General features: G+C 73.1%; 17 protein-coding genes and 1 pseudogene. 12 read left to right on the top strand and 6 right to left on the bottom strand.

The annotated features are described in order from the left end of the window. Positions 1-101: 101 nt before the first annotated feature. Together C3489_RS33115 and C3489_RS33110 are read left to right on the top strand one after the other, a co-directional pair. Positions 102-1,493 (top strand): DNA-3-methyladenine glycosylase 2 family protein, encoded by a 1,392-nt coding sequence (locus tag C3489_RS33115; protein ID WP_181139939.1) that lies wholly within the window; start codon positions 102-104, stop codon positions 1,491-1,493. Next, a complete protein-coding gene (locus tag C3489_RS33110) occupies positions 1,490-1,978 on the top strand; it encodes a methylated-DNA--[protein]-cysteine S-methyltransferase (RefSeq protein WP_103785818.1) in 489 nt (162 codons plus the stop codon). The genes C3489_RS33115 and C3489_RS33110 overlap by 4 nt, the downstream gene beginning before the upstream one ends. A gap of 302 nt (positions 1,979-2,280) precedes the next feature. Here the strand turns inward: C3489_RS33110 and C3489_RS33105 are convergent, their stop codons facing one another. After that, positions 2,281-2,763 (bottom strand): DUF456 domain-containing protein, encoded by a 483-nt coding sequence (locus tag C3489_RS33105; protein ID WP_103785817.1) that lies wholly within the window; start codon positions 2,761-2,763, stop codon positions 2,281-2,283. Positions 2,764-2,812: 49 nt separating this feature from the next. Further along, positions 2,813-3,793 carry a LuxR family transcriptional regulator gene (locus C3489_RS33100; RefSeq protein WP_103785816.1) on the bottom strand — a complete coding sequence of 327 codons (981 nt, stop codon included), beginning with the start codon at positions 3,791-3,793 and terminating at the stop codon, positions 2,813-2,815. Positions 3,794-4,197: 404 nt separating this feature from the next. On the opposite strand from C3489_RS33100, the gene C3489_RS33095 reads away from it, so the two are divergent. The 3 genes from C3489_RS33095 to C3489_RS33085 all read left to right on the top strand — a co-directional run bounded on the left by C3489_RS33095 (position 4,198) and on the right by C3489_RS33085 (position 8,224). Continuing rightward, positions 4,198-5,640, top strand: coding sequence for a protein phosphatase 2C domain-containing protein (locus tag C3489_RS33095; RefSeq protein WP_103785815.1), 1,443 nt, complete (start codon positions 4,198-4,200; stop codon positions 5,638-5,640). Positions 5,641-5,701: 61 nt separating this feature from the next. Further along, positions 5,702-7,444 (top strand): pyruvate dehydrogenase, encoded by a 1,743-nt coding sequence (locus tag C3489_RS33090; protein WP_103785814.1) that lies wholly within the window; start codon positions 5,702-5,704, stop codon positions 7,442-7,444. A gap of 354 nt (positions 7,445-7,798) precedes the next feature. Continuing rightward, complete coding sequence (locus tag C3489_RS33085) at positions 7,799-8,224, top strand: ATP-binding protein (protein ID WP_103785813.1); 426 nt, start codon at positions 7,799-7,801, stop codon at positions 8,222-8,224. Positions 8,225-8,302: 78 nt separating this feature from the next. On the opposite strand, the gene C3489_RS33080 is transcribed toward C3489_RS33085, so the two are convergent. Both C3489_RS33080 and C3489_RS33075 read right to left on the bottom strand, forming a co-directional pair. Continuing rightward, positions 8,303-9,349, bottom strand: coding sequence for a DUF2637 domain-containing protein (locus C3489_RS33080; RefSeq protein WP_103785812.1), 1,047 nt, complete (start codon positions 9,347-9,349; stop codon positions 8,303-8,305). Between the two features lie 303 nt (positions 9,350-9,652). After that, positions 9,653-10,502: pseudogene (locus tag C3489_RS33075) on the bottom strand ((2Fe-2S)-binding protein). A 155-nt stretch (positions 10,503-10,657) separates the two neighbouring features. Here C3489_RS33075 and C3489_RS33070 point away from each other — a divergent pair. Together C3489_RS33070 and C3489_RS33065 are read left to right on the top strand one after the other, a co-directional pair. Further along, a complete protein-coding gene (locus C3489_RS33070; RefSeq protein WP_258055061.1) occupies positions 10,658-11,551 on the top strand; it encodes a GntR family transcriptional regulator in 894 nt (297 codons plus the stop codon). A gap of 139 nt (positions 11,552-11,690) precedes the next feature. Continuing rightward, a complete protein-coding gene (locus tag C3489_RS33065) occupies positions 11,691-12,518 on the top strand; it encodes a class II glutamine amidotransferase (RefSeq protein ID WP_103785809.1) in 828 nt (275 codons plus the stop codon). 11 nt (positions 12,519-12,529) lie between these two features. Here the strand turns inward: C3489_RS33065 and C3489_RS33060 are convergent, their stop codons facing one another. Together C3489_RS33060 and C3489_RS33055 are read right to left on the bottom strand one after the other, a co-directional pair. Further along, entirely contained in the window at positions 12,530-13,300 is a 771-nt protein-coding gene (locus C3489_RS33060; RefSeq protein WP_258055060.1) for a hypothetical protein, read from the bottom strand. Between the two features lie 132 nt (positions 13,301-13,432). Further along, positions 13,433-15,106: a PucR family transcriptional regulator ligand-binding domain-containing protein gene (locus tag C3489_RS33055; protein WP_103785807.1), complete on the bottom strand. Its 1,674-nt coding sequence runs from the start codon at positions 15,104-15,106 to the stop codon at positions 13,433-13,435. A gap of 315 nt (positions 15,107-15,421) precedes the next feature. Here C3489_RS33055 and C3489_RS33050 point away from each other — a divergent pair, with 315 nt between their 5' ends. The 5 genes from C3489_RS33050 (at position 15,422) to C3489_RS33030 (ending at position 22,148) form a co-directional block, all read left to right on the top strand. After that, positions 15,422-16,315: a xanthine dehydrogenase family protein subunit M gene (locus C3489_RS33050; protein WP_103785806.1), complete on the top strand. Its 894-nt coding sequence runs from the start codon at positions 15,422-15,424 to the stop codon at positions 16,313-16,315. Then, on the top strand, positions 16,315-16,896 hold the full coding sequence (locus C3489_RS33045; protein WP_103785805.1) for a (2Fe-2S)-binding protein: 582 nt from the start codon (positions 16,315-16,317) through the stop codon (positions 16,894-16,896). The genes C3489_RS33050 and C3489_RS33045 overlap by 1 nt, the downstream gene beginning before the upstream one ends. A gap of 1 nt (position 16,897) precedes the next feature. Continuing rightward, complete coding sequence (locus C3489_RS33040) at positions 16,898-19,282, top strand: xanthine dehydrogenase family protein molybdopterin-binding subunit (RefSeq protein ID WP_103785804.1); 2,385 nt, start codon at positions 16,898-16,900, stop codon at positions 19,280-19,282. 222 nt (positions 19,283-19,504) lie between these two features. Beyond that, positions 19,505-20,971, top strand: a complete 1,467-nt coding sequence (locus tag C3489_RS33035) for an NCS2 family permease (RefSeq protein ID WP_103785803.1) — start codon at positions 19,505-19,507, stop codon at positions 20,969-20,971. Between the two features lie 388 nt (positions 20,972-21,359). After that, entirely contained in the window at positions 21,360-22,148 is a 789-nt protein-coding gene (locus tag C3489_RS33030; RefSeq protein WP_258055059.1) for a hypothetical protein, read from the top strand. Positions 22,149-22,307 lie beyond the last annotated feature (159 nt).

Raw genomic sequence — 22,307 nt, 5'->3', positions numbered from 1 at the left:
TCTGGTTTCGCTGGGGCCGGTGCTCGGGTGCCGGTTCGGTCACCTTCGTGTCCGATTTCCGCCAGCCGTCGTTCGGCGGCCGGCGGAGACTGGACCATGTGATGGACGAGGACACCAGGTACGAGGCCGTGCGCAGCCGGGACGCCCGGTTCGACGGGGCGTTCTTCTTCGCCGTCGAGACCACCGGGATCTACTGCCGTCCCAGCTGCCCGGCCGTCACTCCCAAGCGCCGCAACGTGCGGTTCTTCACCACGGCCGCCGCCGCGCAGGGCTCCGGTTTCCGGGCCTGCCGGCGGTGCCGCCCGGACGCCGTGCCCGGCTCCGCCGACCACAACGTGCGCGCCGACGTCGTCGGCCGCGCCATGCGGCTGATCGGCGACGGCGTGGTGGACCGCGAGGGCGTCGCCGGGCTCGCCGTACGCCTCGGCTACAGCGCCCGGCAGGTGCAGCGCCAGCTCACCGCCGAACTGGGCGCCGGGCCGGTCGCCCTGGCCCGGGCGCAGCGGGCGCACACCGCGCGCGTGCTGCTGCAGACCACCGAGCTGCCGATCACCGAGGTCGCATTCGCGTCCGGGTTCAACAGCGTCAGGCAATTCAACGACACGATCCAGGCGATCTACGCCTCCACCCCGAGCGAGCTGCGGGCCGCCGCGCCCACCGGCCGCCGGGGCGACGCGCCGGGCGCCGGCATCCCGCTGCGGCTGGCGTACCGGGGGCCGTACCAGGCGGGCCCGGTCTTCGACCTGCTGGCCCGCGAGGCCGTCCCCGGCGTCGAGGAGGTCGACGGCCGGCCCGGCGCGCGCACCTACCGGCGCACCCTGCGGCTGCCGTACGGCACCGGGATCGTGGCCGTCGCCGAGCGCACCGGCACCGAGTCCCGGGCCTCGGCCGCCCACCCGGGCGGCTGGCTCGACGCCCGGCTGCATCTGACCGACCCGCGCGACCTCACCACGGCCGTGCAGCGGCTGCGGCGCCTGTTCGACCTGGACGCCGACCCGTACGCCGTCGACGAGCGGCTCGGCGCCGACCCCCGGCTCGCCCCGCTCGTCGCCGCGAGCCCCGGGCTGCGCGCACCCGGCGCCGCCGACCCGGAGGAGCTGGCGGTACGCGCCCTCGTCGGCCGGGGCGCGGCCGAGCGGCTCGTCCATGCCTATGGCAAACGGCTCGACGCGCCCTGCGGCAGCCTGACCCGTCTTTTTCCCGAATCGGCCGTCCTCGCCCAGGCCGAGCCCGGCGGCCCCCTCGGGGCGCTCGCCGCCGCTCTGGCCGACGGCACTGTGCGCCTCGACCCCGGCGTCGACCGGGACGACGCCGAGCAGGCGCTGCGCGCGCTGCCGGGTGTGGACGCCGGCACGGCTGCCGTGATCCGTGCCCGTGCCCTTGGCGATCCGGACGTCGCGCCGGCCGGTTTTGCCGTACCCGATGTGTGGCGTCCCTGGCGTACTTACGCCGTACAGCACCTGCTTGTCGCAGGGGAGTTGGAGATCCGATGACCGACCCGACGTACTTCACCCAGCTCGACAGTCCGCTCGGGCCGCTGCTGCTCACCGCCGACCCGGACGGGGCCCTGACCTCGCTGTCCGTGCCCGGGCAGAAGGGTGGGCGGAGCGTTCTGGAGGGGTGGCGGCATGACGACGGGCCCTTCCGCGCGGCCGCATCGCAGCTCGCCGCGTACTTCGCCGGGGAGCTGAAGGAGTTCGACCTGCCGCTGCGATCCCATGGCACTGTCTTTCGGGAGCGTGTCTGGGCCGCGCTTGGGTCCGTGCCGTACGGGGCGACCACGACCTACGGGGAGATCGCTGCGCGGATCGGTGTCTCGCGGGCCGGCGTGCGGGCTGTCGGGGGTGCGATCGGTGCCAATCCGTTGCTTGTGGTGCGGCCGTGTCATCGGGTGATCGGGGCGGATGGGTCGCTTACCGGGTATGCGGGGGGTCTGGAGCGGAAGACGCGGCTGCTGGTGTTGGAGGGGGTTCTCTAGGTGGGGTGCGTGGTGCCTGCGGCGGCCTGTGCGGGTGCCTGCGGCGGCCTGTTGCTGTTGCGTTGTGGCTGGTCGCGCAGTTCCCCGCGCCCCTGAAATGCCTGCGGCGGCCCCTTGCTGTTGCGTCGTGGCTGGTGTAGCGCCTGGTGCCGGTGGTCACTGCGGGGCCGGGGTGGGGGGTATCCGTCCTCGGTCCGGCCCACTGTCCCCGACACGGTCACCGTTGGCGGTGCCGGCCGCTGCGGGCGGACACCCCCCACCCCGGCCCCTTTCCGCCGTGCGCGGGTGCCGCGCCGTCGTGGTCAGCCCCAGAGGACCGCGCCCAGCCAGGCCGCTGTGATCAGCAGGCAGGTGAACAGTTCCGCCAGTACGCTCCAGCCGCCCGAGCGCATCGCCGTTCGCAGGGCTGCCCGGGCCTCGCCGTGCCGGCCCAGGCGCAGCCGCTCCGAGAGGTAGATGCCGCCGAGGAAACCGGGGATCGCGCCGAGTACCGGGAGCAGTACGAAGCCGGCCAGCGTGCCCAGGCCGGCGTACACGGCCATGCGGGGGGTGGCGCCGGACTCGCGCAGTCGGCGGGGTGGCAGCGCCCAGCGCACCACCTGGGACAGCAGCAGGGCCACGGTGGCGCCCACCAGGACGCCCCAGGCGAGTGGCTGCGGGTCCTTCAGCGCCCACCACAGCACGGCGGCCCAGACCAGCCACGAGCCCGGTACGCCGGGCACCAGCACTCCGCACAGGCCGAGCAGCAGGACCACGCCGACCAGCAGGAGTTCCCACACTCCCATCTGCCCAGAGTGCAGGAGCCGGCGCGACGGCGCAGGTGGGGCGCGTGCGCTAGGTGTCGCGGGTCGTCCAGCCGCGTTCGTATGCGTGCCAGCCCAGCTGGAGGCGGGTGGTCACGCCGGCCAGTTCCATCAGGCGCCGTACCCGGCGCTGTACGGTGCGCAGGCCCAGGTCGAGTTGTTTGGCGACGCTGGCGTCGGTGAGCCCGGCGAGCAGGAGCGAGAGGATCTCCAGGTCGGTGCCGTCGGGCCCGTCCGGGCCGTCCTCGGTCACCCCGTCGGGGCCGAGCCGCAGCGGGAGGGCCTCGCGCCACACCGACTCGAACAGGCCCGACAGCAGCTCCAGCAGGCCGCTGGCGTGCACCACGAGCGCGGCGGGCTCCGCGCGGCGCGAGAGCGGCACCAGGGCGAGGGCACGGTCGACGACCACCAGCTTCGTCGGCACCTCGTCCACCACGCGCACCCGCTCGTCACGGGAGAGCGCCGCCGTCAGCTCGGTGAGCCCGTGCGGCAGGTCCAGCACGGAGCGCTCCACGACCACCCGGTAGCGCACCCCGCGGCCGGCCGCCTGCTCCTCGGCGTCGTTGTCCGTCCCGGAGACCACCGCCGGGTTGCCGGTGACCAGCGCGCACACCTCCTCGGTCGCGCCGAGCTGCATCTGCAGGAAGCGCTGCGCCACGGCGGCGGCGCCGGTGACCACCTCGACCAGGTCGTGCACGGCGGGTTCGGCGGCGCCGGCCCGGTACTCCTCGGCCAGCAGGGCGGCGGTCAGCTCGGCCTTCTCCAGCTCGTGCCGGCGCTGGGTGAGCAGCGCGCCCAGTGCCACGCCGGGCGGGGCGGCCACCCAGCGGCCGGGCCGGCCCGACGACTGTGCGGCCAGGCCCTGACGCTCCAGGCGGCGCAGGGCGCGCTCGGTGTCGTCCTCGCCGCACGACAGCCGGCGCGACAGGTCGGGTACGTCGGACGCGCCCAGTGACACCAGCGCGCGGTACGCCGACTCGTCCGTCTCGTCCAGCCCGATCGCCGTCAGCATCCGCGCGTGCCTCCCGTGTGAGTTCCGTGGCGGGAAACGGCCACGGCGCAAACCCGCCGCCCGACATCATCGCCGTAGCGCCGCCGCCTCTGCCAAGGTGTGGCCACGGCCGGTCCTTGTGATCATCCGGCGGTTCGCCGTGCGGCCGCGTGACCGGGGCCCGAGACGTGTGGTCGCCGCCCGCCTCCGCGCGAAGGGGATCCGGGGCCCGGTCACCGTGTCGTCGCCGGGCGGTCCTCCCGTGGGGGGTGGGGCCGCCCGGCGGCCACAAGTGCCGGGTGGGTCAGGGGTGTTCGTCCCCGTGTTCGACAACTCCCCCGACACGCCGTCCTTTCGCACGTCTGCGGGCGGCTTTTTCCCGATGCCCCGTTTTCATCCTGGCCGTGCGGTGGACAATTGGGCGCATGAGCCAGCAGGGGGGAAGGCCCACCGGCCGGGAGGACGACTGGTGGGGGCAGCTGTACGACGACTCCACCACGGACACGGGCCCCACGGCGGCGCCCGACTCACTGGACGACCGCTTCGCCTCGGCGGCCGGCACGGTGGGCCGCCGCCCGGTCGCCGACGACCCACCCGAGCGGGAAGCGCGCGATGCGCCACCACCTCCACCCGCGGTGCCGCCCCAGCGAAATCGTCCCGAGGACGTTGCCCCGTCCCGCCCGCCGGGGGCGTACGGCGGGCGTGTCCGGGCGCCCTGGGAGCCGCCGCCCGCGGCACCGCCCGGGCCCGTGACCTTTCCGCCGGGCCCCATGCCGCCCGGGTTCGAGGAGCGGGCGGCCCGCCGGGCGCCGGGCCCTGGCGGTCCCACGCCCCCCGTGCCCACGTCGGCCCCGTCGGTCGGCCCCGGCCGTGCCGAGCCGGGGCCCGTCGCGCCCGTTGGCCGCCGCGCCTACGTCGGGTCCGGGCCGCCCACCTACGACGCCGAGCCGACCGCTCTGCCCGCCGCCGACCCGGACGAGCTGGACGATCTCGTACCCGACACCGTGCTGGACGGTGCCCGGTACGGGGTGTGCACCCTGCGGGCCGTGTCGGTGCGCGGGGACTCGGCGCGGTTCCGCGGGGAGCCACGGCGGGACGCGCTGCTCGTCGCCCGGTTCGGGAGCGGGGAGCACGCCCTGGTGCTGGTGGCGATGGCCACCGGGGCCCGGGCCACGCCCGGGGCGCACCGGGCCGCGGCCGAGGTGTGCCAGTGGATCGGGCGGGCCGTGGGACGCAGCCACGCCCGGCTCGTGGAGGATCTGCGGGCCGCCCGGCGCGGTGACCTGAAGTCGGGTCTGCACCGGCTCACCGACCGCAGCCTCGGCAAGCTGCGCGCCACCGCCGCCGAACAGGGCCTTGCTCCCGAGGAGTACGCCGCCACCCTGCGCTGTCTGCTGCTGCCCGCCGACCCGGCGTGCCGCACCCGTGTCTTCTTCGGTGCCGGCACCGGCGGACTGTTCCGGCTGCGGGGCGGGCAGTGGCAGGACCTGGAGCCCGAGGTCACCGAGACCCCGGCCGGGGAGGCGGTCGTCGGCTTCGGGTCGCCGCCCGCCGAGACGCCGGAGGGGGACCGGCTCACCATGGACCTCGGCATCCCCACCCCGCCGAGCCCCTACGAACCCGCGCCCGAGCCGCCCCGCGAGCCCTTCCGGTTCCGTGCCTCGCTCGCCCGACCGGGTGATGTGCTGCTGATGTGCACCGCGGGCCTGGCCGAACCGTTCGGCGGCGAGCCGGAACTGGCCGCCCACCTCGCCGACCGCTGGTCCGGCCCCGAACCGCCGGGCCTCGCCGCGTTCCTCGCCGACGCCCAGGTGCGGGTCAAGGGGTACGCCGACGACCGTACGGCCGCGGCTGTGTGGGAGGCGTAACCGCGGCCGCTGTGTCTCCATGGAATCATCCGCCGGTCACCGAAGGGGCAGACGAGAAGCCATGGCCAAGCAGAACGTCGCCGAACAGTTCGTCGACATCCTCGCCCGCGCCGGTGTCAAACGCCTCTACGGCGTCGTCGGCGACAGCCTCAACCCGGTCGTGGACGCCGTGCGCCGCAACGCCGCCATCGACTGGATCCACGTCCGCCACGAGGAGACCGCCGCCTTCGCCGCCGGCGCGGAGGCCCAGATCACCGGCCGGCTCGCCGCCTGCGCCGGCTCCTGCGGGCCCGGCAACCTGCATCTCATCAACGGTCTCTACGACGCCCACCGCTCCATGGCCCCGGTCCTCGCCCTGGCCTCCCAGATCCCGTCCAGCGAGATCGGCCTCGGCTACTTCCAGGAGACCCATCCGGACCAGCTGTTCCGCGAGTGCAGCCACTACAGCGAGCTGATCTCCAACCCGAAGCAGATGCCGCGGCTGCTGCAGACCGCCATCCAGAACGCCGTCGGCCGCAGCGGTGTCAGCGTCGTCGCCCTGCCCGGCGACGTCGCCGCCGAGCCGGCGCCCGAGCGGGCCGCCCAGACCGCGCTGGTCACCGCCCGGCCCACGGTCCGCCCCGGCGACGCCGAGATCGACCGCTTGGTGGACCTCATCGACGAGGCCGAACGTGTCACCCTGTTCTGCGGCAGCGGCACCGCCGGGGCGCACGCCGAGGTGATGGAGTTCGCCGAGAAGATCAAGTCTCCGGTGGGGCACGCCCTGCGTGGCAAGGAGTTCATCCAGTACGACAATCCCTTCGACGTCGGGATGAGCGGGCTCCTCGGCTACGGCGCCGCCTACGAGGCCACCCACGAGTGCGACCTGCTGATCCTGCTCGGCACCGACTTCCCGTACAACGCCTTCCTGCCCGACGACGTGAAGATCGCCCAGATCGACGTCCGGCCCGAACACCTCGGCCGCCGCTCCAGGCTGGACCTCGCCGTGTGGGGCGACGTCCGCGAGACGCTGCGCTGCCTCACCCCGCGGGTGCGGACGAAGGACGACCGGCGCTTCCTCGACAAGATGCTCAAGAAGCACGCCGACGCCCTGGAGGGGGTGGTGAAGGCGTACACGCGCAAGGTCGACAAGCACGTCCCGCTCCACCCCGAGTACGTGGCGGCCGTGCTCGACGAAGTCGCCGACGAGGATGCGGTGTTCACGGTCGACACCGGGATGTGCAATGTCTGGGCCGCGCGGTACATCTCGCCCAACGGCCGCCGACGGATCATCGGTTCCTTCTCGCACGGCTCGATGGCGAACGCCCTGCCGATGGCGATCGGCGCGCAGTTCACCGACCGGGGCCGGCAGGTGGTGTCGATGTCGGGCGACGGTGGATTCTCGATGCTGATGGGGGACTTTCTGACTCTTGTTCAGTACGACCTGCCGGTGAAGGTCGTCCTGTTCAACAACTCGGCGCTGTCCATGGTCGAGTTGGAGATGCTGGTCGCGGGCCTGCCGTCCTACGGGACCGCCAACAAGAACCCCGATTTCGCCGCCGTCGCCCGTGCCTGCGGGGCCTTCGGCGTCCGGGTGGAGAAGCCCAAGCAGCTCGCCGGTGCGCTCAAGGACGCGTTCAAGCACAAGGGGCCGGCTCTCGTCGACGTCGTCACCGACCCCAACGCGCTCTCCATCCCGCCGAAGATCAGCGCCGAGATGGTCACCGGATTCGCCCTGTCCGCCTCGAAGATCGTGCTGGACGGCGGCGTCGGCCGCATGCTCCAGATGGCCCGCTCCAACCTGCGCAACGTGCCGCGTCCCTAGGGGCCGTATCCGACTTCCGTAACGTCGTGATCCAGCCAAGTTCCCGGGACGGGAACCGGGTGCCGTGTGTCCCCTGTGGCCACTCGTCCCGCGGGCGCGCTGTCCAAGGGGCGGTCGGGGGGTGTGCGCGCACGGCGCGGTCGCCCCGGCGGGGGCGGGAGCGCCTACGCCGCCGTGCCGCACGGTGGCCGAACACCCGGTCGTCGGCCATCCCGGATGACTGCCCGCGCGCCCGCCGGGCAAGGATCCCCGTGAACGTGTTCGAGCAGGAGGGATACGGCCATCGGCACGCGGGCGGGGGTCATGACGAGGCAGGCACGAAGGAGCGTACCGGTGACGACGGGGGCCTACTCGATGGGGGCGGTGGAGGACTGGACCGACAGCGACGGGGACCGCATACCGGCGCCACAACTGCGGCGCCGGCTCGGACGACGCGACCTGCGGGCGGTGTCCGACGCGCGCAGGGCCCTGCGGGAGCTGCTCGGGCAGTGGGGCAGGACCGCCGGATGCGATGTCGCGGAGCTGCTGACCAGCGAACTGGTCACCAACGCGCTGGTGCACACCGACCGCGAGGCGGTCCTGACGGCGACGGTGTGGCCGCGGGGCCTGCGCGTGGAGGTACGGGACTTCGTCGGCCGCAGACCGCGGCTGCGCGCGTCGGACGCCGGGGACGACACGCACGGCAGGGGGCTGATGCTGGTGCAGTCGCTCGCGGACGCCTGGGGGGTGCGCTCGCACGGGGTGGGGAAAGCGGTGTGGTTCGAACTGCACGGGGCGTGAAACGGGCGGGGCCGCGACCCGTTCGGTCGCGGCCCCGCCCCGTCCCGGTCGCGCCCGCGTGCACGGGGCGCACCGGCTCTAGCCGAACTGCTGCTCCAGGTCCTTGAGCTTGCGCTCCAGGGAGTCCAGTCGCGGCAGCGCCTGCGTGTCGTCCTCCGCGGTCAGGTCCACGGTGATCGGGTCAGACGCGCCGCTGCGCACCGGCTGGAGGGAGGGACGCGCGCGCACGGGCAGTTGCTCCGGCGTGGATATGGCAGGCTCCGCGGAGACCCGCTCGGAGTCCCGCTCCACCGCGTGCACCTCCACCTCGCGGCCGCCGCCGCGGCCCGGGAAGCTGCCGTGCCCGCGGCTGATGGCCTTCAGCTGCGCCCGCTCCACGCGGTCCTTCTCGCGCTGCAGCCGGCGTGCCTCCTCCTTGCGCCGCTGGTCCTCGCGCACCTCGTCCACGGCCTCGTCCAGGCTGCGCACGCCCTCCAGGAGCATCAGCGACCAGGCCTTGTACGTCTCGCGCGGGGCCCGCAGCCAGCGCACGATACGGATCTGCGGCAGCGGGCGCGGGATCAGGCCCTGCTCGCGCAGCGCCGCCCGGCGGGTCTGCTTCAGCGCCCGGTCGAACAGCACGGCCGCCGACAGCGACATGCCCGCGAAGAAGTGCGGGGCGCCGGCGTGGTTGACGCCGCGCGGCGCGTGCACCCAGTTGAACCAGGCGGCGGCGGCCGCGAACATCCACACCAGTATCCGGGAGCCGAGCGCCGCGTCGCCGTGGCTGGCCTCCCGCACCGCGAGGACGGAGCAGAACATGGCCGCCCCGTCCAGGCCGAACGGGACCAGGTACTGCCAGCCGTCGGACAGGTTCAGGTTCTGCTCGCCGAAGCCGACAAGGCCGTGGAAGGAGAGCGCGGCCGCGACCGCCGCACAGCAGAAGAGCAGCACGTAGGAGACCGTGCCGTAGATGGCCTCCTTGCGCCTGCGGCGCTCCTCGGCGCGCTCCCACGAGTCGTCCGCGCTCGCGTTCTGACCGGAGGAGCGCTTGCCGCGCGCGAGCACCGCCACCGCCGCCAGCATGCCCAGGAGCAGTACGGCGCCCGGAAGCAGCCAGTTCAGCGATATGTCGGTCAGTCTCATCTAGGGGTCCCTTGCATTGGGATAGGGCGTATCGCCCGCCATAGTGGCCCAATCCCGCCGGCCCTCAGGGGGTTTCGGGGCAAGAGGCCGCCAAGGAAGTGCAAGGGGATGCCCAGGGCGGCGTTCTGCTCGAACTGCCGCTTGAGGGGCGGGAGTTGAGTTCGAATAAGACTACCCGTACGGGTGGTTCCACGGAAACTTCCTGCGCGTGGTGAGGAAGGTGTGAAACGACCGTGCCCGTACGCGTGTCCCACTCGCGGGTGATCTTAGGGGATGCGAGGGGATTCCGTACCCGACAGGGCGTCAACTCGCGGCTACCGCCGTCGCGGTGGCGGAGATCCTGGTGACGCGCTCCTTGTCGCAGGTGCGCGGGCAGGTGGCGCAGGTGTCCTCGGGGCGCACCGTGTAGAACATGCAGCAGCTCACCCGGTCCCGGGTGGGCAGTGCCTCGCCGTCCGGGCCGGTCAGTTCACGGAACGCCGCCGCGCCGGCGTACGGCTTCGTCGCGCCCGGCAGCAGCAGCTCCAGTTCGCGGCGCGCTCGCTCCTCCTCGCCGAGCAGATGGGCGACGTACCACAGGCCCTCGACGACCTCGTCGGTCACCATGCCCCACAGGGCACGTCCCCGGCGCCGCATGCGCGGGCCGAACGCGGCGAGCAGGGGTTCGGCGTGCTCGGCCGTCGCGGCCCGTACCTCGGCGCGCAGCGCCTCCTCGTCCGGGACCACCCGGGCGGTGGGCAGGGCGGCGGCCGGGTCGCCGGGGAGGCAGGCGAAGGAGGCGGGGCGCAGCGCCATGCGGCCGGCGGTGCGGTCGTACGAGACGTGCGTCACGGGCAGGCGCGGGACGCGGCGCAGCAGGAACCAGGGTGCGGTGATCAGCAGGAAGGCCGGCCAGGTGTAGCGGTGCAGGCCGAAGCTCGCGATGACGTCGGGGCGGGCGCGGGTGCCGTAGTCGCGCAGCACCTGGGCGTCGTCCCAGGCCAGGAAGGCGTCCAGGGTGGCGTCGTCCCCCGCGAGGGCGGCGGCGGAGGTCCAGTTCCCGCCGTGCGGGAGGGTGTCCCCCGGGCCCAGCTCGGTCACCGTCAGTCCCCCCCCCCTACACCTCGGTGAGGCGGGCGTAGGCGTCCGCGGTGGGGGAGGAGGGGACGGGCATGGGGGACCACCGATCCGGGGTGCGTTTGAGGTAAGGCTTACCTTACTGGATCGTTTCTGGATTTGAACTGGTGGCTTCTGGGCCTAAGGTGCTTGACGGACGAGTAACAACCCGTCGTAATGACCCCAAGTACCGACAAGCCCGGAGGAGGACCCGTGAAGCAGGGTGCGCAGGGCTCCGACGGGAACGGGGTGCCCGCCTCGCGTCTGCGCTCGTTCCGGGTGCCGTTGCAGCCGACGGCGGCGGACGCCGAGCAGGTGCGGCGGGGCGGTCGCGGCGGCGCCGCGGGGGAGGAAGCGGCACGGGGCGAGACGGTTCGCGGTGAGGGGGCACGGGGTGAGGCGGCTCGCGGGGAGGTGGCTCACGGTGAAGCGGTTCGCGGGGAGCACACGCACTGTGAGCGGCCGGTGCCCGAGCCCCGGGCCGTCGTGCAGCGGGCGTCGGTCCGCGGTCAGATCCTGGACGCGCTGCGCACCTCGCTGGTCGCGGGGGAGCTGAGGCCCGGCGAGGTGTACTCGGCGCCGGCGCTCGGCGAGCGGTTCGGGGTGTCGGCCACGCCGGTGCGGGAGGCCATGCAGCAGCTGGCGCTTGAGGGCGCGGTGGAGGTCGTGCCCAACCGGGGGTTCCGTGTCGTGGTGCGGGACGCGCGGGAACTGGCCGAGCTGGCCGAGGTGCGGGCGCTGATCGAGGTGCCGGTGATGCTGCGGCTGGCGCGGGCCGTGCCGGCCGAGCGGTGGGCGCGGCTGCGTCCGCTGGCCGAGGCGACGGTGCGGGCGGCGGCGTCCGGCTGCCGGGCGACGTACGCGGAGTCGGACCGGGCCTTCCACCGGGCGGTGCTGGCGCTGTCGGGCAACGAGCAGCTCGTGCGGATCGCCGACGATCTGCACCGGCGGGCGCAGTGGCCGCTGGTCGGGGGGACTTCCGGGCGCCCGGGCCACGCCGATCTGCTGGCGGACGCGTCGGAGCACACCACGTTGCTGGACGCGCTGATCGCCGGGGATGTGGACGTGGTGCGGGCGCTGGTGCGGGAGCACTTCACGGGCGCCTGAGCGGGCCGGGCGTGCCGCGTGCGCCCGAGCGGCAGATACTGGTGATGGTTTGCAGGCCGCCCACCGCCACGGGCCTAGGCCCTGTGTCTTCGCGCCCGTCGGCGGGGCAGCGTCCCGTGCCGGCGGAAGGAACGTCCCCATGTGCCGCTGGATCGCCTACTCCGGTACGCCCGTCCTCCTCAGTCGGATCCTGTTCGAGCCCGAGCACAATCTGATCGACCAGAGTCTGCACTCCCGCCTGGGGGTCGAGACGACCAACGGCGACGGGTTCGGCATCGGCTGGTACCAGCGGGACATGGCGTCCCCCGCGGTGCTGCGGGACACCGGACCGGCCTGGAGCAACCGCAACCTCCAGGAGGTCGCCCACCACGTCCGCTCGGGCCTGTTCTTCGCCCACATCCGGGCCACGACGGGGACGGCGGTGCAGCAGACCAACTGCCACCCCTTCCGCTGGGGCAGCCGGCTGTGGATGCACAACGGAGCGATCCGCGACTTCCCCCGGCTCAGGCGTGATCTCGTGCTGGCCGTCGATCCCGCCCTCTACCCGGACATCGAGGGCTCCACCGACTCCGAGCTGATGTTCTTCCTCGCGCTCACCTTCGGCCTCGCCGACGATCCACCCGACGCCGTGGCGCGCATGGCGGGCCTGATCGAGGAGACGGGACACCGGCACGGCGTCCCGCAGCCGCTCCAGATGACGGTCGCGGTGGCCGACGGCGAACGCGTGTGGGCCTTCCGCTACTCCAGTGAGCGCTCCTCGCGGTCGTTGTTCTACAGCTCCCGGGTGGACTCCCTGCGCGCCCTGCACCCGGACCTCTCGTTCCTGCGCGAGGTCTCCGACGAGACCCGCCTGGTGGTCTCGGAACCCCTGGGCAACCTCCCCGGAGCCTGGCACGAGGTACCGGAGAGCACCTACGGCGTCGTCCAGCCCGGCGGGGACGAACTACACGACTTCCGCCCCCGCTGACCCCCGGCGCCCTAGGCCGTCGCCGGCTCCGCTGTCGGGGGTGGGGTCAGTTGCGCGGCCAGCCAGGTCGGGACGCCGCCCAGGAGGCGGAACAGGCGGCGGGCCTCCTCGCGCAGGCGGGACGCCTCCGGTTCCGGTTCCGTGTCGGCCAGGGACGCCAGCGCCGGGGCCGTGCCGACGAGGTAGCCCAACTCCTCGCGCAGCCGCAGGGATTCGGCGAAGCCGTGGCGGGCCTCGGCCAGTTCGCCGTCCCGCAGGGCCAGGCCCGCGAGGTGGCGCCAGGTGAAGGACAGCAGCAGTGCGTCGGCGTGCGCGGTGGCGCCCGCGTGGGCGCGGCGGAACGCGGCGCGGGCCGCCTGGGGGGCGTCCGCGAGGTTCTGCGCGACCAGGCCCCGGCGGAAGTCCAGCAGCGCCCGCGCCGGGGACTCGCGCGGGATCAGCGCCGCCGCCCGGCCCAGCGCGGCACGCGCCTCGTCGGAGCGGTCGCGCACCCCGTGCAGCGTCGCGGCGTAGGCCACGTACCCGCGTTCACAAGCGGCCGCCCCTCGCTCGTCGTCCGTGTGGGCCAGCGCCTCCGCGGTGCGCAGCGCGTCCTCCGCCTCCTCCCAGCCCTGCTCGGTGTACAGGCAGCGCTCCACCAGCAGCGCCGCCCGCTGGAGCGCGGCGGCCGCGCTCTCCGGCTTCAGCAGTTCCGCCGCGTCGGCCCAGCATGCGCGCGAGCGCAGCCGCCATACCGCGGTCTGGAGGGGATCGTCAGCTGCGGTCGTTCCGGTACCAGACATGGCGGTATGCGCCACATTGCCCTCCCCGAGCACGCCATCGAGCTATGAGTGGTGGCGGCATTCCAGCACCTGTCGAGGTGCCTGGCCAAGGGGGTGGGTGAAGGAATTCACAAAGTCGGGGGTCGACTTCGGTCAGCTCATGCGCAGCGCCAGGAAGAAGTCCAGCTTGTCCTCAAGGCGGGACAGGTCACGGCTCGTCAACTGCTCGATTCGCCCGACCCGGTAGCGCAGCGTGTTGACGTGCAGGTGGAGGCGGGTGGCGCAGCGGGTCCAGGAGCCGTCGCAGTCCAGGAACGCCTCCAGGGTGGGGATCAGCTCGGCGCGGTGGCGGCGGTCGTAGTCGCGCAGCGGGTCCAGCAGCCGGGCCGTGAACGCCCGGCGCACGTCGTCCGGTACGAAGGGGAGCAGCAGGACGTGGCTCGCCAGCTCCTGGTGGCCCGCCGCGCAGACCTGGCCGGGGCGGGCGGCCGCCACCCGGCGGGCGTGCCGGGCCTCCTCCAGGGCGCCGCGCAGGCCCTCCGCCGAGTGCACGGCCGCGCTCACGCCGAGGGTGACCCGGCCGTCGCCGTCCAGCCCGGCGGTCAGCGGCTCGCGCACGGCCTGCAGCAGGGTGTCGGCGAGGATGCCCGCCTCCGTGCCGTCGTGCTCGGTGGACACGGCCGGGAGCGGGACCAGCGCGATGGCCTCGTCGCCGGCGTGCGCGACCGCGATGCGGTCCGACGGCTCGGTGCCGGTGGCCTGCGGGTCGACCAGGATCTCCTCCAGGAGGGACTGGGCCACCGGGCCGCCGTCCACGTCCCCGCCGTCCCACTCCACCCGGGCCACGACCACCTGCCAGTGCGGGGCGGCGCCGAGGCCGGGCAGCAGCACGGGGGCCGCGACGCGCAGGCGGGCGGCGATCTCGGCGGGGGCCGCGCCCGTCTGGACCAGTTCCAGGACCTCCTGGGCGAGGCGGCGGCGCACCGTGCGCGCGGCGTCGCGGCGGTCCCGTTCGACCGCGATCAGCTGGGTGACGCCCTGCAGCAGGTCGAGGCGTTCCTCGGCCCAGTCGGAGGCGTCCGCCTCCACCGCGAGCAGCCAGTCCGACAGGACCGTCTCGCGCACGTCCCGGGACGCCTGCGGGGTGCGGCCGCTGCTGCGGACCGGGAAGAGCGAGTACGTGCTGGTGCCGATGGTCACCCGGTGCGGGCCCCGGCGGCCGGTGCGGGTCGCCGCCAGGTGCTGCGCGGCGAGACGGCCGCACACCTCGGCGGGCAGCGCCGGGCCGGCCACCTTGGAGCCGGCGATCAGCCGGCCGGTGGGGGAGAGCACCCAGGCGCGCAGGTCCAGGTCGGAGCCCAGCAGGTCCAGGACCACGTCGGGGCCGCCGCCCGCCGGGCCGGAGGTCATCATGCGGCGGTGGCGGTCCACCACGGCCGCCAGGTCGCCGGCGCGTTCGCCCGACACCTGCCGTACGACGTGCTCGGTGATCGTCGCGAACGCCACCGACTCGTGCACCGCGAACAGCGGGAGGCGATGGCGGGCGCAGGCCACCACCAGGTCGTCGGGCACGTCGCCCAGTTCCGCCTCGCCGGCCGCCAGCGCCGCCACGCCGGCCTGCACCAGGATGCGGACGAAAGGCTCCGAGTCGTCGGCGTCCCGGCGCCAGGCCAGGCCGGTGAGCACCAGCTCACCCCCGGAGAGGTAGCGGCTGGGGTCGCGCAGGTCGGTGGTCATCACACCGCGCACGGTGCGGTCCAGTTCGTCCTCGCCGCCGAGGAGCCTCAGGCCCAGCGCGTCGGTGTCCAGCAGTGCGCGCAGCCGCATTCTCGTCGCCGCCGTTCTTTGTCTCGAAATCTTCGGATGGATCTTTCGCCGATGTGGCCGGACGGGGCATGACCGGGGTGTGTCCCCTGTTTCCAGAGGAAGGCGAGGAGGCTACCGAGGACCTCCGTTCATACGAATCTACAAGATGCCTCTCCTGGCCAGCCAACTCCTTCATGGTTTCTGTCACTGACCCGCATGGAGGAGTCGGCGGTGTACTGAGTCCAGTCCGCGTGAACAGCACATGAACGAGACGCACCCGCCGCATCCGGATTGGCTCAATCCGTTCGACCCCCGAGACAAGGAAGGGAGCCGGTCATGGACTTCCTTCGCCCCGCCAGCTGGGATGAGGCGCTCGCCGTCAAGGCCGAGCACCCCACCGCTGTGCCGATCGCGGGCGGCACCGATGTCATGGTCGAGATCAACTTCGACCACCGTCGGCCCGAGTACCTCGTGGACCTGAACCGCATCGGCGACCTCACCGAATGGGAGGTCGGCGCGGACAGCGTGCGGCTCGGGGCGTCCGTCCCGTACACCGCGATCATGGAAAATCTCCGTGCCGAGCTGCCGGGACTCGCGCTCGCCTCGCACACGGTCGCCTCCCCGCAGATCCGCAACCGCGGCGGCGTCGGCGGCAACCTCGGCACGGCCTCTCCCGCCGGCGACGCCCACCCCGCCCTCCTCGCCGCCGGCGCGCAGGTCGAGGTGGAGTCCGCCGCCCGGGGCACCCGTCTCGTCCCGATCGACGACTTCTACACCGGCGTGAAGCGCAACGCGCTCCAGCCCGACGAGCTGATCCGCGCCGTGCACGTCAAGAAGGCCGACGGCCCCCAGCAGTTCTCCAAGGTGGGAACCCGCAACGCCATGGTCATCGCGGTGTGCGCCTTCGGGCTGGCCCTGCACCCGGCCACCCGCACCGTGCGCACCGGGATCGGATCCGCGGCCCCCACGCCGATCCGGGCCAAGGCCGCCGAGGAGTTCCTGGCCGCGGCCCTCGACGAGGGCGGCTTCTGGGACAACGGAAAGATCATCACCCCGTCGGTCGCCGGGCAGTTCGCCGCGCTGTGCTCGGCCGCCTGCAACCCGATCGACGACGTCCGGGGCACCGCGAGCTACCGCCGCCACGCGGTCGGCGTCATGGCCCGCCGCGCGCTGACCTGGACCTGGGAGTCGTACCGCGGCGCCCGCCGCGTCCCGGAGGGAGCTGCGTGATGCGCGTCAACCTCACCGTCAACGGACGCCCGCAGCAGGCCGACGACGTCTGGGAGGGCGAGTCCCTCCTGTACGTCCTGCGCGAGCGGCTCGGGCTGCCCGGTTCGAAGAACGCCTGTGAGCAGGGCGAGTGCGGCTCGTGCACCGTGCGGCTCGACGGCGTCCTCGTGTGCGCCTGTCTGGTCGCCGCCGGACAGGCCGAGGGCCGCGAGGTCGTCACCGTCGAGGGACTGGCCGACTACGCCAGGCAGCGCGCCGAGGGCGGCAGCACGAGCGGCGCCGGCGGCACCCCGCTCGACGAGGCCAGGGCCTGGCAGGCCGAGGGCACCGACTCGCAGACCGGTGAGGGCACCGAGCTCTCCCCGATCCAGCAGGCGTTCATCGACGCCGGAGCCGTCCAGTGCGGCTTCTGCACCCCGGGGCTGCTGGTGGCTTCCGACGAACTCCTGGAGCGCAACCCCAACCCGTCCGACGCGGACATCCGCGAGGCGCTCTCGGGCAACCTGTGCCGCTGCACCGGCTACGAGAAGATCATGGACGCGGTCCGCCTCGCGGCCGCCCGCCAGTCCGAGGGGGTCTGACATGCAGGCCAACGGCGCACCCACCAAGATCACACAGGGCTCCGGGACCAAGGGCGGCATCGGCGAGTCCACGCTCCGCCCCGACGGCATCCTGAAGGTCACCGGAGAGTTCGCGTACTCGTCCGACATGTGGCACGAGGACATGCTGTGGGGACAGATCCTGCGCTCCCCGGTGGCCCACGCCGAGATCGTCTCCGTCGACGTCTCCGAGGCCCTGGCCACGGCGGGCGTGTACGCCGTCCTGACCTACGACGACCTGCCCACCGAGGTGACCCACTACGGCCTGGAGATCCAGGACACCCCGGTCCTCGCGCACGGCAAGGTGCGCCACCACGGCGAACCGGTCGCGCTCGTCGCCGCCGACCACCCGGAGACGGCCCGCCGCGCCGCCGCGAAGATCAAGGTGGAGTACCGGGAGCTCCCGGTGATCACCGACGAGGCCTCGGCGCTCGCGCCGGACGCGGTCCTCGTCCACGACGACCGTGACGATCACCATGCCGGGCACGTCCCGCATCCCAACATCGTGCACCGCCAGCCCATCGTCCGCGGCGACGTGGAGCGGGCCCGCGTGCGGGCCGACGTGATCGTCGAGGGCGAGTACACCTTCGGCATGCAGGACCAGGCCTTCCTCGGCCCCGAGTCCGGCCTCGCGGTGCCGGAGGAGGACGGCGGCGTCCACCTCTACATCGCCACCCAGTGGCTGCACAGCGACCTGCGGCAGATCGCCCCGGTGCTCGGCCTGCCCGAGGACAAGGTCCGCATGACGCTCTCCGGCGTCGGCGGCGCCTTCGGCGGCCGCGAGGACCTGTCGATGCAGATCCACGCCTGCCTGCTCGCCCTGCGCACCGGCAAGCCGGTGAAGATGGTCTACAACCGGTTCGAGTCATTCTTCGGGCACGTCCACCGCCACCCGGCCAAGCTCCGCTACGAGCACGGGGCCACCCGCGACGGCAAGCTCACCCACGTGAAGGCCCGGATCGTGCTGGACGGCGGCGCGTACGCCTCCGCCTCCCCGGCGGTCGTCGGCAACGCCTCCTCGCTGTCCGTCGGCCCGTACGCGGTGGACGACGTCGACATCGAGGCCATCGCCCTCTACACCAACAACCCGCCCTGCGGCGCCATGCGCGGCTTCGGCGCGGTCCAGGCGTGCTTCGCCTACGAGGCCCAGATGGACAAGCTGGCCAAGAAGCTCGGCATGGACCCGGTGGAGTTCCGGCGGCTGAACGCGATGGAGCAGGGGACGCTCATGCCGACCGGGCAGCCGGTCGACTCCCCGGCCCCGGTCGCCGAACTGCTGCGCCGCGTCAAGGCGATGCCGATGCCGCCGGAGCGCCAGTGGGAGTCCAGCGAGGGCGCCGACGTACGGCAGCTGCCGGGCGGCCTGTCCAACACCACGCACGGCGAGGGCGTCGTCAGGGGTGTCGGCTACGCGGTCGGCATCAAGAACGTCGGCTTCTCCGAGGGCTTCGACGACTACTCGACCGCCAAGGTGCGCATGGAGGTCGTGGGCGGTGAGCCGGTCGCGACCGTGCACACCGCGATGGCCGAGGTCGGTCAGGGCGGGGTCACCGTCCACGCCCAGATCGCCCGCACGGAACTGGGTGTCGCCCAGGTCACCATCCACCCGGCCGACACGCAGGTCGGCAGCGCCGGTTCGACGTCCGCGTCCCGTCAGACGTACGTCACCGGCGGCGCCGTGAAGCACGCCTGCGAGCTGGTGAGGGAGGAGGTCCTGCGGATGGGCCGGCGCAAGTTCGGCTCCTACCACCCCGCCTGGGCCACCGCCGAGCTCCTGCTGGAGGGCGGCAAGGTCGTCACCGACGGCGGCGAGGTGCTCGCCGACCTGGCGGACGTCCTCGAAGGCGAGGCCGTGGAGGTCGAGCGGGAGTGGCGGCACCGGCCGACCGAGCCCTTCGACCTGCGCACCGGCCAGGGCAACGGCCATGTCCAGTACTCGTTCGCCGCGCACCGCGCGGTCGTCGAGGTGGACACCGAGCTGGGCCTGGTGAAGGTGGTCGAACTGGCCTGCGCCCAGGACGTCGGCAAGGCGCTCAACCCGCTGTCCGTGATCGGCCAGATCCAGGGTGGCACCACCCAGGGCCTGGGCATCGCGGTCATGGAGGAGATCGTCGTCGACCCGAAGACGGCGCAGGTGAAGAACCCCTCCTTCACGGACTACCTCATCCCGACCATCCTCGACACCCCGACCATCCCGGTCGACGTGCTCGAACTAGCCGACGAGCACGCCCCCTACGGGCTGCGCGGTGTCGGTGAGGCGCCGACCTTGTCGTCGACGCCCGCCGTCCTCGCGGCCATCCGCGACGCCACCGGCCTGGAGCTCGACCGCACCCCGGTGCGGCCCGAGCACCTGACCAGTACGGCGTAGCACACAGACTCTCCGGGCGGCGCAGGGAACGTCACACACTCCACGCGCCGTCCGGAGGAAAGCCTTTGAGTTCCGCTCCGCTCGCGGGCCTTGAAGTACCTGCAGTTCGTTCGTCTCGGGCCGTCCCCCGGGTCGTCCATTCCCAAATCCCGCAGCCACGGCCCAATCGGGGCGCCGTCGGTTCCGATGCGGGTGCCCCTATGAACCTTGGGAGATGGCACCATGACCCAGCAGTCAGTGGAGCCCAGGACCACCGCCGACGACGCGGGCGCGGGCAGCCGCGTCCCGGCGGGACGGTCCTGGCTCGACCGGTACTTCCACATATCCCAGCGGGGATCCACCGTCGCCCGTGAAGTGCGCGGCGGCGTCACCACCTTCATGGCGATGGCGTACATCCTGCTGCTCAACCCCGTGATCCTGTCCGGCAAGGACGTCGCCGGCGACACCCTGGGCCAGAAGGCCCTGATCACCGCGACCGCGCTGTGCGCGGCGTTCACCACCTTGCTCATGGGCTTCGTCGGCAAGGTGCCGCTCGCCCTCGCCGCGGGCCTGTCGGTCTCCGGCGTCATCTCCAGCCAGGTCGCGCCGAACATGACGTGGCCGCAGGCCATGGGCATGTGTGTGGCCTACGGCGCCGTGATCATGCTCCTGGTCGCCACCGGCCTGCGCGAGATGATCATGAACGCCATCCCGCTGCCCATCAAGCACGGCATCACCATGGGCATCGGCCTGTTCATCGCCTTCATCGGCCTGGTCAAGGCCGGTTTCGTGGGGCGCAACCCGTCCCCCGGCGGTGGCCCCGTGATCCTCGGTCCCGGTGGCGAACTCGCCGGCTGGCCGGTCCTGCTCTTCGCTGCCACCCTGCTGCTGATCTTCGCCCTCCAGGCCCGCAACATCCCCGGTGCCATCCTCATCGGCATCGTCGGCGGCACCGTCGTGGCGGCCGTCCTGAACGGCGCCGGCGTCATCGACGCCAAGCAGTGGGTGAACGGCGCTCCCGAACTGCACGGCAGCCCCGTGTCCATGCCCGACTTCTCGCTCTTCGGCAACGTGTCCTTCAGCGGCTGGGGCGACGTCGGCGTCATGACGGTCAGCGTGATCGTCTTCACCCTCGTCCTCGCCGGCTTCTTCGACGCCATGGCGACGATCATCGGCGTCGGCACCGAGGCCAACCTCGCCGACGACAAGGGCCGTATGCCCGGCCTGTCCAAGGCCCTGTTCATCGACGGTGCCGGCGGTGTCGTCGGCGGCGTCGCGGGCGGCTCCGGACAGACCGTCTTCGTCGAGTCCGCCACGGGTGTCGGAGAGGGCGCCCGCACCGGCTTCTCCTCCGTCATCACCGGCCTGTTCTTCGCGGCCTGCCTGTTCTTCACCCCGATCACCGCGATCGTCCCGCAGGAGGTCGCCGCGGCGGCCCTGGTGGTGATCGGCGCGATGATGATGATGAACGCCCGGCACGTCGACTGGGCGGACCGCGCCACCGCGATCCCGGTCTTCCTGACCGTCGTGCTCATGCCGTTCACCTACTCCATCACGGCCGGCGTCGCCGCCGGCGTCATCTCCTACACCGTCATCAAGATCGCTCAGGGCAAGGCCAGGGAGATCGGCGGCTTCATGTGGGGCCTGTCGGCGATCTTCCTGGTGTACTTCGCCCTCCACCCGATCGAGGCGTGGCTGGGCGTCCACTAGGCACTGCCGTTCGGATCAGGCCGGCTGTGAGAGGCGCGGCGCCTCACAGCCGCCGGGACGATCCGGACACCAGGCGTGAGCCCGGGCGGGCCGGTCATCCGGCCCGCCCGAAGCTCGCGACCGCGCCGGCCGCCGCCCGTGGGGAGACGGCGGCCGCGCGGCTCACCACCATCCCCGCCTTCTGATCCGCCCCGACGCTTCGTCGAGGGCGGTTTCGACGTTCAGGGCGAGCGGACCACCCAGTCACTGCGGCCACGTCCACGCCGGTACATCTCGACGACAAAGGTCTCGCGTCGCGGCGCCCCGTGACGTGTAGGCCGGCGGCCGACTTGCGCCGTGCGGTACTTGAGCCGCAAGGTGAGCAGCCGGACGTTCGGGGGAGGAACGGATGAGCGGGGTGCCGCAGACACAGGGCGTGGTCGGACCGCGTACCGCACAGGAGGCGACGCCGGCCGGGGACGCGCCGCAGTCGGGTACGGCCGAGGGTGAGCCCGGCGCGCGGGGACCGGCCGGGGACGAGCCCGGTGGTGAGGGGCAGGCGCCGGGGCCGATGCGGCGGATGCCCGGATGGGCGGCCACCGCTCTCGGTGTCTTCCTGCTGGCCGACCTCGTCGTGGTGTGCGGGGCGCTGCTGAGTCTGTGGCCGGTGCTGCTCGACGTCGTCCGGGCGGGCGCCGCGCCGGGCGCCACCTCGCGGTGGTCGCCGTTCGGGCTCGGGGGCTGGGCGCTCACCGCGGACACCGCGATGCTGCTCGCCGTCATCTGCGCCAGCGCTCTGGGCAGCTTCGTCCACGCGGCCACGTCGTTCGCCACGTACGTCGGCAACCGGCGGCTGTACGCGAGCTGGCTGTGGTGGTACCTGCTGCGGGCCGGCATCGGGGTCGCGCTGGCCCTGCTGGTGTACTTCCTGCTGCGCGGCGGCCTGTTCACGGGCAGCTCCGGCCCAGCGGCCACCAATCCGTACGGCTTCGCCGGGATCGCGGGCCTGTGCGGGCTGTTCTCCAAGCAGGCCACGGACAAGCTGCGCGAGGTGTGCGACACGATCCTCAGCACCCGCAGCGACGGCGACCGCGACCGCCGCGACAAGCTCGCGAGCCAGACGCCGGACCGGCAGCCGGGCGCGGGAGCCGCAGCGCAGCCCCCGCGGCAGGATCCCCCGGCGGACGGCGGAGCGTGAGAGCCCCGCGCTCAACTCCCCGCGCCGAGCCCCGCGCTCGACTCCCCGTGCCGAGCCCCGCGCTCGACTCCCCGTGGCGAGCCCCGCGCTCGACTCCCCGTGGCGAGCCCCGCGCTCGACTCCCCGTGGCGAGCCCCCGCTCGACTCCCCGCGCCGAGC

The organism is Streptomyces sp. Ru71, assembly GCF_002920535.1.
Taxonomy (GTDB): domain Bacteria; phylum Actinomycetota; class Actinomycetes; order Streptomycetales; family Streptomycetaceae; genus Streptomyces.
This window is presented reverse-complemented; position numbering and strand designations above follow the sequence as displayed.